At 72.7% G+C, this 12,308-nt stretch carries 11 protein-coding genes; 7 read left to right on the top strand and 4 right to left on the bottom strand.

Annotated features, from left to right (window positions below; translation table 11 throughout):
- Positions 1 to 154 precede the first annotated feature (154 nt).
- Positions 155 to 1,624, top strand: coding sequence for a leucyl aminopeptidase (locus ACYVNR_RS10555; protein ID WP_458800338.1), 1,470 nt, complete (start codon positions 155 to 157; stop codon positions 1,622 to 1,624).
- Positions 1,625 to 1,771: 147 nt separating this feature from the next.
- On the opposite strand, the gene ACYVNR_RS10550 is transcribed toward ACYVNR_RS10555, so the two are convergent.
- Complete coding sequence (locus ACYVNR_RS10550) at positions 1,772 to 1,960, bottom strand: DUF5302 domain-containing protein (protein WP_045192573.1); 189 nt, start codon at positions 1,958 to 1,960, stop codon at positions 1,772 to 1,774.
- Between the two features lie 94 nt (positions 1,961 to 2,054).
- Positions 2,055 to 2,402, bottom strand: coding sequence for a hypothetical protein (locus ACYVNR_RS10545; RefSeq protein ID WP_045192574.1), 348 nt, complete (start codon positions 2,400 to 2,402; stop codon positions 2,055 to 2,057).
- 171 nt (positions 2,403 to 2,573) lie between these two features.
- On the opposite strand from ACYVNR_RS10545, the gene lpdA reads away from it, so the two are divergent.
- The 3 genes from lpdA to ACYVNR_RS10530 are packed head-to-tail and all read left to right on the top strand — an operon-like array spanning position 2,574 to position 6,818.
- Complete coding sequence (lpdA, locus tag ACYVNR_RS10540) at positions 2,574 to 3,959, top strand: dihydrolipoyl dehydrogenase (RefSeq protein ID WP_458800335.1); 1,386 nt, start codon at positions 2,574 to 2,576, stop codon at positions 3,957 to 3,959.
- A gap of 31 nt (positions 3,960 to 3,990) precedes the next feature.
- Positions 3,991 to 5,883 (top strand): 2-oxoglutarate dehydrogenase, E2 component, dihydrolipoamide succinyltransferase, encoded by a 1,893-nt coding sequence (sucB, locus tag ACYVNR_RS10535; RefSeq protein WP_461048025.1) that lies wholly within the window; start codon positions 3,991 to 3,993, stop codon positions 5,881 to 5,883.
- 26 nt (positions 5,884 to 5,909) lie between these two features.
- Positions 5,910 to 6,818 (top strand): TIGR01777 family oxidoreductase, encoded by a 909-nt coding sequence (locus ACYVNR_RS10530; protein ID WP_461048023.1) that lies wholly within the window; start codon positions 5,910 to 5,912, stop codon positions 6,816 to 6,818.
- Here the strand turns inward: ACYVNR_RS10530 and ACYVNR_RS10525 are convergent.
- Positions 6,796 to 8,388 carry a serine/threonine-protein kinase gene (locus ACYVNR_RS10525; protein WP_461048022.1) on the bottom strand — a complete coding sequence of 531 codons (1,593 nt, stop codon included), beginning with the start codon at positions 8,386 to 8,388 and terminating at the stop codon, positions 6,796 to 6,798. The genes ACYVNR_RS10530 and ACYVNR_RS10525 overlap by 23 nt on opposite strands.
- A 55-nt stretch (positions 8,389 to 8,443) precedes the next feature.
- Positions 8,444 to 9,511 carry a Gfo/Idh/MocA family protein gene (locus ACYVNR_RS10520; protein WP_461048020.1) on the bottom strand — a complete coding sequence of 356 codons (1,068 nt, stop codon included), beginning with the start codon at positions 9,509 to 9,511 and terminating at the stop codon, positions 8,444 to 8,446.
- Between the two features lie 36 nt (positions 9,512 to 9,547).
- Here ACYVNR_RS10520 and lipB point away from each other — a divergent pair, with 36 nt between their 5' ends.
- The 3 genes from lipB to ACYVNR_RS10505 are packed head-to-tail and all read left to right on the top strand — an operon-like array spanning position 9,548 to position 12,303.
- Positions 9,548 to 10,207: a lipoyl(octanoyl) transferase LipB gene (gene lipB, locus ACYVNR_RS10515; RefSeq protein WP_458800326.1), complete on the top strand. Its 660-nt coding sequence runs from the start codon at positions 9,548 to 9,550 to the stop codon at positions 10,205 to 10,207.
- 48 nt (positions 10,208 to 10,255) lie between these two features.
- Positions 10,256 to 11,218, top strand: a complete 963-nt coding sequence (locus ACYVNR_RS10510) for an ABC transporter ATP-binding protein (RefSeq protein ID WP_045192582.1) — start codon at positions 10,256 to 10,258, stop codon at positions 11,216 to 11,218.
- Positions 11,215 to 12,303 carry a hypothetical protein gene (locus ACYVNR_RS10505; RefSeq protein ID WP_461048019.1) on the top strand — a complete coding sequence of 363 codons (1,089 nt, stop codon included), beginning with the start codon at positions 11,215 to 11,217 and terminating at the stop codon, positions 12,301 to 12,303. Before ACYVNR_RS10510 ends, ACYVNR_RS10505 begins: the two co-directional genes overlap by 4 nt.
- Positions 12,304 to 12,308 lie beyond the last annotated feature (5 nt).

Genomic DNA, 12,308 nt, shown 5'->3' with positions numbered 1-12,308 from the left:
CCGCTCGGTGGGCGCGCCGCCCCCGCTCGTTATCATCGAACGCCGCCACCAGCGGCAGCGTGGCTGCGCCCTCCCGGGCGCCCGCGCACCCAGACTCACCCTGAGTCGCGCCGGCACCGCGCGACCTGGACGCACACCCGACGAAGGAGTCCTCGTGGCCAACCTGACCATCTCGAACCGCTCGGCCGCCGACACGCCCTGTGACGCGCTCGTCGTCGCGATCGTGCCGGGCGAGAGCGGCGCCGCCCTGGCCCCCGGGCACGGGCTGCCGCGCAAGACGGTCTCGCACCTCAAGTCGGTCGTCGCCGACCTCGAGCTCGCCGGCAAGGTTGGTGAGGTCACGACGCTCGCCGCCGTGCCCGAGGTGGCGGCCAAGCTGGTGGTGCTCGCCGGCGTGGGCGCCCTGTCGACCGAGCCGGCCGCCCTCGAGGAGGTCCGCAAGGGCCTCGGCGCGGCCATCCGCACGCTGGGCAAGAAGAAGAAGGTCGCGGTCGTCGTGCCCGGCACGTCCGTCGAGCTCGTCTCCGCCGTCGCGGAGGGCGCGGCCCTCGGGGCGTACGCCGTCTCGAAGGCGGGCACGACCAGCACCGATGCCGTCGCCGCAGTCGCGCTCGTGGGCCCGGCCGACGCGGCCTCCCGCAAGGCCGTCAAGCGCGCGGCAGCGCTCGGTGACGCCGTCGCGTACACCCGCGACCTGGTCAACCTGCCGCCCAACCTGCTCTACCCCGAGACGTTCGTCGACTCCCTCGCCGACCGCATCAAGGGCACGAAGGTCAAGCTCAAGTCCTACGACATGAAGGCGCTGCGCGCCGGCGGCTTCGGCGGCACGGTCGGCGTCGGCCAGGGCTCGGCCAACGAGCCACGCATCGCCGTGCTCAGCTACTCCCCCAGCCGCCCCAAGGCCTCCATCGCCTTCATCGGCAAGGGCATCACCTTCGACTCGGGCGGCCTGTGCATCAAGCCGGCCAACGGCATGCTCACGATGAAGTGCGACATGGCCGGCGCTGCGGCCGTCGCCGGGGCGGTCCTGGCCATCGCCGAGCTCGGCCTGCCGATCGCCGTCACCGGCTACCTCGGGCTGGCGGAGAACATGCCCAGCTCGACGGCCCAGCGCCCGAGCGACGTCGTGACGATGCGGGGCGGCAAGACGGTCGAGGTGCTCAACACCGACGCCGAGGGGCGCATGGTGCTCGGCGACTGCATCGCCCTCGCGTCCGAGACCTCGCCCGACGCGATCGTCGACGTCGCCACCCTCACCGGCGCCCAGGTCGTCGCGCTGGCCAACACGGCCGCCGTCATGTCCAACGACGACGCGTTCCGCACCCGCGTGCTCGATGCGGCGCGCACGGTCGGCGAGGCGATGTGGCCGATGCCGCTGCCGGTCGAGCTGCGCCCTGGCCTCGAGTCGATCAACGCCGACCTCGCCCACAAGGGCGGGGTCGAGGGCGGCATGCTCACGGCGGGACTGTTCCTGCAGGAGTTCGTCGGCGAGGGCATCCCCTGGAGCCACCTCGACATCGCCGGGCCGGCCTTCAACGACAAGGCTCCTGCCGGCTACTGGCCCAAGGGCGGCACCGGCTTCGGCGTGCGCACCCTCGTCGGCGTGGCCGAGTCCTACCTCTGACAGACCGCCCAACCGTCGAAGGGCCACTCGTGGCCCCCTCGTGGCCCCCTCGTGACAGTCGCGAGGCCAGGACGCGTCGCGCGTCCTGGCCTCTCGACACCGGTGAGGCAGCACGTCGTGGCCTCTCGACGGTTGGAGCCGGGGGGCTCAGCCGCCGGACTTGCGGCGGAACATCTGCTGGGCCTTGGCGGGCCCGTGCGCCCCATGCACCTTCGAACGGTCGTGGTCGTCGGAGACGTCCTTGCCGCCGTGCGCGTGCTTCTTGTCGAGCGCCGCACGGAACTTGGCCTTCATCTCTTCGCTCGGGCCGCTCTCTGAGCCGTCCTGCTTGGACATCGGTGGACCTCCTGTGTGCTGTGGCGCCGGATCCGGCACGGACTGAACGCTTTTCACCCTGTCAGGCGCGGGCGGGCGGGTCCACCCCTTTACCTCACGCGTCGCCCCGGCGGCGCCGCTTGCTCCACTCCCGCATGCGGTTGGGGTAGCCGGTCTTGTTGACGTCGTAGACGGGGACGCCGAGCTTCTGGCTGATGTCGAAGCCGTCCTTGGGCGAACCGACCGCGCGACGGGTCCACTCGCCGTCCCAGGCGATGAGCACGATGGTCGTCGTGGTGACGCTCGTGGCGGGTTCGACGTACGCCTCGACACCGCGCTTGGTCTCGACGAAGGCACGCAGATGCGCCTCGACCGCCTTGCGGTCGATCTCCATCTGCGGACCGTCGGAGCGGCCCTGACGGCCGTCGCCCTTGCGGCTGCTGCGGCGCGAGAACCAGCCCATGGCGGCACTGTACGTGGTCGCACCGTGCCTGCGAGGGGACCTCGCCGCGAGGCGTGACCTGCCTGTGACGTCCCAGTCGATCAATGACAAGATGCTGTGTGCACGCCCACCCGCACGTCCCCGGACTCCGCTGCACGACGGCCGGAACCGGCGATCCACCCGAAGGAGCCCATGCACATGTCGGCTGATGCCGCAGGCGACTACGACGTCGTCATCCTCGGTGGGGGGTCGGGCGGCTACGCCTGTGCCCTCCGGTCGGCAGAGCTGGGCCTCTCGGTGGCCCTCGTCGAGAAGGGCCGCCTCGGCGGCACCTGCCTGCACCAGGGCTGCATCCCGACGAAGGCGCTGCTGCACGCCGCAGAGGTCGCCGACGTCGCTCGTGAGGGCGCGTCGTTCGGCGTCAAGACGACGTTCGAGTCCGTCGACATGACCGGCGTCAACGCCTACAAGGACGGCGTCATCAGCCGCCTCTACAAGGGCCTGCAGGGCCTCGTGAAGGCCGCCAAGATCGAGTACGTCGAAGGCGCCGGCGTCCTCGACGGCCCGAACACCGTCGTCGTCGGCGACCGCCGCATCACCGGCCGCAACGTCGTCCTCGCGACCGGCAGCTATGCGAAGTCGCTCCCCGGCCTCGAGATCGGCGGCCGCATCATGACGAGCGAGCAGGCGCTCGCGATCGACCACGTCCCGGCCCGCGTCGTCGTGCTGGGCGGCGGCGTCATCGGCGTCGAGTTCGCCTCTGTCTTCAAGAGCTTCGGCTCCGAGGTGACGATCGTCGAGGCCCTCCCGCGACTCGTCGCCGCCGAGGACGAGACCATCAGCAAGCAACTCGAGCGGTCCTTCCGCAAGCGCAAGATCGCCTTCAAGACCGGCGTGCGGTTCGCCGGCGCCACCCAGCAGGGCGACGTCGTCACCGTCTCGCTCGAGTCGGGCGAGACGATCGAGGCCGACCTGCTGCTCGTCGCGGTCGGCCGCGGACCGGTCACCGAGGGCCTCGGCTACGAGGCCGCCGGCGTCACCGTCGACCGCGGCTTCGTGCCCACCGACGAGCGCCTCCGCACGAACGTCCCGTCGGTGTACGCCGTCGGCGACATCGTGCCCGGGCTGCAGCTCGCCCACCGCGGCTTCGCCCAGGGCATCTTCGTCGCCGAGGAGATCGCGGGCCTCTCGCCCGCCGTCATCGACGAGACCGGCATCCCGCGCGTCACCTACTGCGACCCCGAGATCGCCAGCGTCGGGCTCACCGAGGCGCAGGCCCGCGAGAAGCACGGCGACGTCGCGACCTACGAGTACAACCTCGGCGGCAACGGCAAGTCGCAGATCCTCGGCACGCAGGGCTTCGTCAAGCTCGTCCGCCAGGTCGACGGTCCGGTCGTCGGGGTCCACATGATCGGCGCCCGCATGGGCGAGCAGATCGGCGAGGCGCAGCTCATCGTGAACTGGGAGGCGCACCCCGAGGACGTCGCCGGTCTCATCCACGCGCACCCCACACAGAACGAGGCGCTCGGCGAGGCACACTTGGCCTTGGCGGGGAAGCCCCTGCACGCACACGCTTGAGCCAGACACTGGGAAGAGGAGAAAACACGTCATGTCAGAACGCGTGACCATGCCGGCCCTGGGTGAGTCAGTCACCGAGGGGACCGTCACCCGCTGGCTGAAGAGCGTCGGCGACCAGGTCGAGGTCGACGAGCCACTGCTCGAGGTCTCCACCGACAAGGTCGACACCGAGATCCCGTCCCCCGTGGCGGGCACGCTGCAGGAGATCCTGGCGCAGGAGGACGACACCGTCCCCGTGGGCGCCGACCTCGCCGTCATCGGCGACGGTGCCGCTCCCTCCGGCGGGGGCGACGCACCGGCGGCCGAGTCTGCTCCCGAGCCCGAGGCGGCCCAGGCGCCTGCGCCCGAGGCGCCGAGCACCGAGCAGGAGCCGCAGGCCGCGACGAGCGAGCCCGAGGCCGCCCAGGCCGAGCAGCCCCAGGCCGGCGCGTCGTCGTCCGAGGGCGGCGAGGGCCAGACCGTCACGATGCCCGCGCTCGGCGAGTCCGTCACCGAGGGCACCGTCACCCGCTGGCTCAAGGCCGAGGGCGACGAGGTCGCCGTCGACGAGCCGCTCCTCGAGGTCTCCACCGACAAGGTCGACACCGAGATCCCCTCCCCCGTGGCCGGCACGCTGACCAAGATCCTCGTCCAGGAGGACGACACGGTCCCGGTCGGCGCCGACCTCGCCGTCATCGGTGGCGCGCCGGCGTCCGCTCCGGCTCAGGAAGCCCCGCAGCAGGAAGCCCCGAAGGAGGAGGCTCCGCAGCAGGAAGCCCCGAAGCAGGACGCCCCGCAGCAGGACGCCCCGCAGCAGGACGCCGCGGCCCAGGCCGACGCCGCCGCCTCGCAGCCGGCCGCGTCCCCGTCTCCCGCGGCCCAGGCACCCGCCCAGGCGCAGGCCGAGTCGGGCGAGCAGCAGGCCGCAGGCCTGCCGGCCGACGCCGAGCGCCCCGCCGCTCAGCAGTCCCCCGAGGCGAGCACGACGTCGTCGGCGCCGTCACGTGACGACGCTGCCGCGTACGTCACCCCCCTCGTGCGCAAGCTGGCCTCCCAGCACGGCGTCGACCTCGGCTCGATCACGGGCACGGGCGTCGGCGGCCGCATCCGCAAGCAGGACGTGCTCGATGCCGCCGAGGCCGCCAAGGCACCGGCCGCGCCTGCCCCGGCTGCCGCTCCGGCCGCGTCGGCTCCCGCCCCGAGCGCGGCGCCGGCCCCGGCCGCAGCCGCGGTCTCGCCAAAGCGCGGCACGCGCGAGAAGATGAGCCGTCTGCGCAAGGTCATCGCCACGCGCATGGTCGAGTCGCTCCAGGTCTCGGCCCAGCTGACCACCGTCGTCGAGGTCGACCTCACGAAGGTCGCCCGGCTGCGCGCCAAGGTCAAGAACGACTTCGAGGCCCGCGAGGGCACGAAGCTCAGCTTCCTGCCGTTCCTGGCGCTGGCGGCCACCGAAGCGCTCAAGGCGCACCCGATGGTCAACGCCAGCATCGACGGCGACGAGATCGTCTACCACGGTACCGAGAACCTCTCGATCGCCGTCGACACCGAGAAGGGCCTGATCGTCCCGGTGGTCAAGAACGCCGGCGACCTCAACATCGCCGGGCTCGCCCGCGCGATCGCCGACGTTGCGGCGCGCACGCGCAGCAACAAGATCACGCCCGACGACCTCGCCGGTGGCACGTTCACCATCACCAACACCGGCAGCCGCGGTGCGCTCTTCGACACGCCGATCATCAACCAGCCTCAGGTCGCCATCCTCGGCACCGGTGCGATCGTCAAGCGCCCGGTCGTCGTCACCGACGCCGACGGCGGCGAGACCATCGCGATCCGCTCGATGATGTACCTCGCGCTGTCCTACGACCACCGCATCGTCGACGGCGCAGACGCCGCACGCTTCCTCGGCACGATGAAGGCACGTCTGGAAGAGGGGCGCTTCGAGGCCTGAGGCCCCAGCCACATGAGGAGCACGTCATGACGAGGCGCGTCGCCATCGCCGGTTCGTCCGGACTGATCGGCGGCGCGCTTCGTCGTCATCTCGAGGCGCGCGGTGACGAGGTGCTGCGCCTCGTGCGCCGCCGCGCCGACGGTCCGGGCGAGGTCGAGTGGAACCCTGCGAAGGGCGTCCTCGACGAGTCCGCGCTCGACCGCGTCGACGCGATCGTGAACCTCGCCGGGGTCGGCATCGGTGACCGTCGCTGGAACGCCGAGCACAAGCGCGAGGTCGAGCGGTCACGCACCGACGCGACCGGCACGATCGCGCGCGCCGTCGTGGCCCACCACGAGCGGACGGGCCGCGCCGTGAAGCTCGTCAACGGTTCGGCGGTGGGCTACTACGGCGACCGCGGCGACGAGGTGCTCACCGAGGACAGCCCGCCCGGCAGCGACTTCCTCGCCGGCGTGGTGACCCGGTGGGAGGGCGCTGCCCAGCCCGCTGTCGACGCCGCCCTCCCCGTGGCGTTCGTCCGCACCGGGCTCGTGATGGCTCGCGAGGGCGGCGCGTTCAAACCCGTCGTGCTGCTGGGCCGCCTGGGCCTCGGCGGGCCGATGGGCTCGGGCCGGGAGTGGTGGCCGTGGGTCACCCTCGTCGACGAGGTGCGCCTGCTGACCCACCTCGTGGACCACACCGAGCTGGTCGGGCCCTTCAACGCGGCGGCCCCGGGAGCCGCCCGGCAGAAGGAGATCGCAGCGGCGATCGGATCGGCCCTCTCGCGGCCGGCGATCCTGCCGGCGCCACAGTTCGCGCTGCGCGCCGTCATCGGCGAGTTCGCCGACTACGTGGTCGCGAGCCAGCGGATGCAGCCCGCTGCACTGCTCGCGAGCGGTTTCGAGTTCGAGCATCCCGACCTGACGAGCGCCGTCAGGTGGCTGGTGCAGTCGTGACGGCCGTGAGCCGCCAGCCCTGAGCACCCCGGGTCAGGGCGAAGTCGAGGAGCCTCCCGGTGTCGGCCGACCGCTGCGAGCGGGCGCCGTCGGCCGACACCACGACGTATGCCGTCCAGTCGACCCGGGCTCGCAGCACCGCGTGGCGGTCGTCGCCTGAGACGTGGAGCGCCTGGGCCACCTCGAGCCGCAGGCCCTCCCACCGCACTCCGGCCCGGCTCAGCCGCGCGACGAGGGCAGCATCGCTCGCCGCGCTCGCGGAACCGGGCGCGTGGACCGCGCCCAGAGCGCTGACGTCGCGGTTCACGAGCGCGGTCGCCCGACGGTCGCTCAGCGCCTGCAGGAGGTCCTCGGGTCGTCGCGCCGCACTGTCGGCGTCGAGGACGACGGGGACGAGTGCGGCCTGCCCGCCCGAGCTGGGCCGGCCGGCGTGAGCGGCGGGGCTTGCAGCGCCGGTGGGCCGTGCCAGGGTCGTCGCCACGGTTCTCGTCGCCGTCCTCGTTGCCGTGGTGGGCTCTGTCGGTGAGGGTCGGACGACCGGGGGCGCCGTCGCGACCCGCACGAGCGGGGCGCCCGGCTGCGTCTGCCGGGCCGCGAGGGCCCATCCGGCGACACCGAGCACGGGCACGGCCACGAGCGCGGCGGCGAGGACCCGCCGGCGCCAGCGGTGACCGACCGTGCTGCCCGCAGGTGGAGCGTCCCGGCCCGCCTGCGCCCGCAGCCGGTGGGTGAGGGCCGACGCCTCGTCGGCACCGACCACGACCTCGACGGGCTCGGCCGACGACGCCTCGTAGAAGCGCCGGGCCAGCTCGGCCGCTGAGGGCCGGCGCGCGGGGTCGGGGTCGATGGCCTGCGCGACGACCTCGGCGAGCTCGGGGCCGACGTGGCTCACGACGGTCTCGAGGTCGAGCCGCATCATCGTGTCGGGGGCGCCGTTGCCCGTCAGGCAGAACCACGCGACCGCGCCCAGCGCGTACACGTCGGCCGCCTCGCCGGGTGGGTCGCCGAGGAGCACCTCGGGCGCCACGAAACCCGGGGTGCCGTGGACCGCCCCGGGGTCGCGCCCGGCGACCCGAGCCGCCCCCAGGTCGAGCAGGACGGGTCGCCCCGCCCTGGTCAGCGTGATGTTGGAGGGTGAGATGTCGGCGTGCACGCCCCCGGCCGAGTGCAGGTGCGCGACCGCCTGGCTGATCGGCGTCAGCACGGTGACCACCTCGCCCGGGCGCAGGTGCCCGCGACTGGCGACCATTCCCCGCAGCACGGCGCCCCGGACGAGGTCGAAGACCAGCGCCTCGCGCCCGTCGGCGAGGGGGACGACCGACCGCAGCGTGACGAGATGGTCGTGCTGGACCGCGGTGAGGACCTGCTGCTCGACGAGCGCCTGCTGCGCATCGACCTCGTCGGGCGCCCGGTGCGGCACCTTGACCGCGACCGGCCGCCCGGTCGCGTCGACGCCCGCCCACACCACGGCTGACCCACCCGTGCCGATCACCGCGTCGAGGCGGTGCCCCGGCACGTCGGGGACCGTGTGGGGCGGGCTCTGGCTCGGCTCGTGGGTGCTGTCGGTCACCCGCCCATGCAACCAGCGCCCGCGCGACCCGCGAGCGCGTCGTCCACAGGTCCGCTCAGGGGGTCTGCCCGGGCGTGACGACGTCGACGACGCGCCGGTCGCGGGCGCTGATCCGGGCCGCGTCGATGACGGCGAGCACGTGCACGGCGTCCCGCGGGTCGACGGGCATCGTCGCCTGCGGATCGGTGCTGGCGAGGGCGGCCGCGACCGCGCGGTAGAAGTTGGCCTGGTCGGCGTCGGACACGATGGGGCCGGGCTCGCGCTCGTCGCCGCGCACGACCCAGCCCACCGCGTCACCCTGGTTGGCGAACTCGGTGAACGAGCTGACGTCGTCGAACTGCTTGCCGATGACGTAGGCACCCCCCGAGCCGTTGACGCGAGCCCGCGGACCGGGGGCGCCGTTGACCGAGCTCGAGATGACGTGGCTGACGACGCCGGACGTGTGGCGGCACGCGAGGAAGGTGTCGTCCTCGGCCGTCACCGTGCGTGCGTCGAGCTCGGCGTACACCGACTCGACCTCCCCGTGCAGCAGCACCGCCTGGTCGATGAGGTGACTGTGCAGGTCGAGCAGCAGGCCACCGCCCTCGGCCGGCCCGACGGTCTCACGCCAGCGCTGCTTCGGCACGGGCCGCCAGCGGTCCCAACGGTATTCGGCCCGCCAGATCTCGCCGACGAGCTCCTCGTCGCGCACGATGCGCAGCGCCGCGAGCTCGGGGTCGAAACGCCGGTTGTTGAAGACGGTGAGGGGCACGCCGTGGTGGGTCGCCCGGTCGACGACGTCGAGGGCGGAGCTGGCGTCGACGGCGAGCGGCTTGTCGACGACGAGGGGCAGGCCGGCCTCGATGACTTTCTCGGCCTGCTCGGCGTGCACCCCGCTCGGCGACGCGAGGACGACGAGGTCGAGCGCATCGACACCCAGCAGCGCTTCGAGGTCGGGCACGACCTCGGCGTGCGGCAGGTCCGAACGCACCTGCTCGGCGCGCGTCGCGTCGGACGTCGACACGGCTGCGACGCTCAGCCCGGCCCGCTCGATGAGGGGAGCGTGGATGCCGCGGCCGGCTGAGCCGTATCCGACGAGCCCGACACGGAGGGGGATGGACGGGGCGGCTTCGTCGGACGGCATTCCGGCATCGTATGCCGCACGGCGTACCCTGACCGCATGCGTCTCGTGCACCTCGGCCTCGACCCTGACTTCGTCGACTACGAGCAGGCCTGGCAGGTGCAGCGCGACACGCACGCGAAGGTCGTGGCCGGCGAGGAGCCCGACACGGTCTACCTGCTCGAGCACCGACCCGTCTACACGGCGGGCAAGCGCACCGAGCCGCAGGAGCGGCCCAACGACGGCACGCCCGTCATCGACGTCGACCGCGGCGGCAAGATCACGTGGCACGGTCCGGGCCAGATCACCGGCTACCCCATCGTGCGCCTCCCCGCCCCCATCGACGTCGTCGGCTACGTGCGGGCGCTCGAGGAGATGATGATCCGCGTGTGCGCCGACTTCGGCGTCGAGGCCGGGCGCGTCGAGGGCGAGAGCGGCACGTGGATCGCGGCCGACGACCGCGGGCCGCGACGCAAGATCGGCGCCATCGGCATCCGCGTGAGCCGCCAGGTGGCGATGCACGGCTTCGCGTTCAACTGCAACCCCGACCTGTCGTGGGGTGAGGTCATCATCCCGTGCGGCATCGTCGGCGCCGGCGTCACGTCGCTGTCGTTCGAGCTCGGCCGCGACGTCCCCGTGACCGAGGTGCTGCCGCACGTCGAGAAGCACCTCGCCGACATCCTGCCGACACTGCGGCCCAACCGTCGCGCACTGGCCTGACCGACCCCCTAGGGTGGCGACCACCAACCGGTCGAACCAGGGGGATCGATGGACGCTGCCGTCCGCACCGTCAACCTACGCAAGACGTACCTGAGCCGCGGCGCGCGGCGGGTCGCCGTCCAGGGCCTCAGCATGACGGTGCCGCTCGGGGGCGTCCACGGCTTCCTCGGCCCCAACGGCTCGGGCAAGACGACGACGATCCGCATGCTCCTCGGGCTCGTCCGCGCCGACTCGGGATCCGCGGAGGTCTTCGGCGAGGCGGTGCCGGGTCGCCTCCCCCACGTCATCGACCGGGTCGGGGCCATCGTCGAGTCGCCGAAGTTCTTCCCCGCGTTCACCGCCCGTCAGAACCTGGCACTGCTGGCCGGCGCCATCGGAAGCCCCCGCCACCGTGTGGACGAGGTGCTCGAGGCCACCCACCTGCAGGACCGCGGCCGCGACCGCTACGCCGGCTTCTCGCTGGGCATGAAGCAGCGTCTGGCCATCGCGGCCACCCTGCTGAAGGACCCCGATCTGCTCATCTTCGACGAGCCGACCAACGGCCTCGACCCCGCCGGCATCCGCGAGGTCCGAGACACCATGCGCTCGCTCGGCGCCGGCGGCAAGACCGTGCTCGTCAGCTCGCACATCCTCGCCGAGGTCGAGCACGTGGCCGACACGGTCTCGATCATCGGGCATGGCGCGCTGCTGGCCGAGGGCCCGGTCGCCGACATCCTCGGCGGCACCGGGGTCGCGCAGGTGCGCGTCGGCGTGGCCGCCCCCGACCGGGCCGAGCAGGTGCTCCGCGCCGAGGGATTCAGCCCGACGCGGGAGGGCGAACACCTCCTCGTCGCCGCCGACGACCCGGCGGCCGTCACGCGGGCGCTGGCCGGCCACGGCCTCTACGTCAACGAGCTCGTCCCCGTGCGCCCCGACCTCGAGTCGGCCTTCCTCGCGCTCACGGCCGACCAGGGCCTCGGCACCGATGCCGACCGGGCGGCCGGCGGCGGCGCGAAGGGGGACGCGGCATGACCGACACCCTCATCTCCCCCGACGCCCGACCGCGCAGCGAGATGCGCCCCACGGGTGCGTCGTTCGCCGGGCTCGTCGGCGTGGAGCTGAAGCGCCTCTGGTGGCGCCGCCTGACGAAGGCGGTGCTCGCCGGCATCGTGCTCTTCGTCCTCGCGATGGTCTACAACGCGTACAAGTCCTCGACGCCCGAGCGCCTCGCCCAGCAGCTCGACTCGTACACGATCATGCTCGAGGAGAACAAGCGGCAGCAGGCCGAGATGAAGGACCAGCTGCCGCAGATGCTCGAGGACTGCCGCGAGCAGCAGGCGCTCGAGCGCGAGCGGACCGGCGACCCCGGCATCGACTTCCGCTGCGACACCATCGGCACGATCCAGAACCCGACGCTCGAGGAGATGGGCATCGTCGTGCCGATCGCCGACACCATCACGCAGTCCGCGATGGAGCCGCTCGTGTCGGTGGGTGGCTTCCTCGTGCTCATCCTCATGGGCAGCTTCGTGGCCGCGGAGTTCACCACCGGCTCGATGGGCAACTGGCTCACCTTCAAGCCGCGCCGCCTGGAGGTCGCCGCGAGCAAGCTGGTCGCCGCCGCGATGGGCGCCACGGCTCTCGCCGCCGCCGCGGTCGTCCTGCTCGTCCTCGGTGCCCACATGGTCGCCACCGTGAACCGGCCGGGCTCCGACCTGCAGCTGCCCGACCCGACACCGCTCGACGAGTCCCTGGGGCAGCTCGCGCTCCGGGCCGTCGTGGTCGTCCTGCTCGCCGGGCTGCTGGGAGCCACGCTCGGGCTGCTCGTGCGGCACACCGCCGCCGTCGTCGGCTTCGTGCTCGGCTACGTCGTCCTCGTCGAGGGGTTCGCCGTGCACGCGCTGCTGCAGGGCCGCCTCACGCCCTTCGCGATCGTGCCGAACGCGTTCGCGTTCCTCGAGAAGGGCTTTCCGTACGCCGCCGAGCGGTGCACCGCCGACGGGTGCACCTTCGCCGAACAGACGATCACCTACACGCACGGCTGGGTCTACCTGCTCGTCGTGAGCGTCGTGCTCGTCGCCGCGGCCCTCGCCGCCTTCCGCCGCCGCGACGTCACGTGACGGTG

The sequence above is a fragment of the Terrabacter koreensis genome, from assembly GCF_054783315.1.
Note: the sequence above shows the minus strand (reverse complement) of the source record. Positions and strands in the feature narration are given on the sequence as shown.

Excerpts from the sequence above, each read along its gene's own strand:
- lpdA (WP_458800335.1), top strand. The coding sequence starts at position 2,574 with ATGCACATGTCGGCTGATGCCGCAGGCGACTACGACGTCGTCATCCTC.
- lipB (WP_458800326.1), top strand. The coding sequence starts at position 9,548 with ATGCGTCTCGTGCACCTCGGCCTCGACCCTGACTTCGTCGACTACGAG.
- ACYVNR_RS10520 (WP_461048020.1), bottom strand. The coding sequence starts at position 9,511 with ATGCCGTCCGACGAAGCCGCCCCGTCCATCCCCCTCCGTGTCGGGCTC.
- ACYVNR_RS10545 (WP_045192574.1), bottom strand. The coding sequence starts at position 2,402 with ATGGGCTGGTTCTCGCGCCGCAGCAGCCGCAAGGGCGACGGCCGTCAG.
- ACYVNR_RS10550 (WP_045192573.1), bottom strand. The coding sequence starts at position 1,960 with ATGTCCAAGCAGGACGGCTCAGAGAGCGGCCCGAGCGAAGAGATGAAG.
- ACYVNR_RS10510 (WP_045192582.1), top strand. The coding sequence starts at position 10,256 with ATGGACGCTGCCGTCCGCACCGTCAACCTACGCAAGACGTACCTGAGC.
- ACYVNR_RS10530 (WP_461048023.1), top strand. The coding sequence starts at position 5,910 with ATGACGAGGCGCGTCGCCATCGCCGGTTCGTCCGGACTGATCGGCGGC.
- ACYVNR_RS10505 (WP_461048019.1), top strand. The coding sequence starts at position 11,215 with ATGACCGACACCCTCATCTCCCCCGACGCCCGACCGCGCAGCGAGATG.
- sucB (WP_461048025.1), top strand. The coding sequence starts at position 3,991 with ATGTCAGAACGCGTGACCATGCCGGCCCTGGGTGAGTCAGTCACCGAG.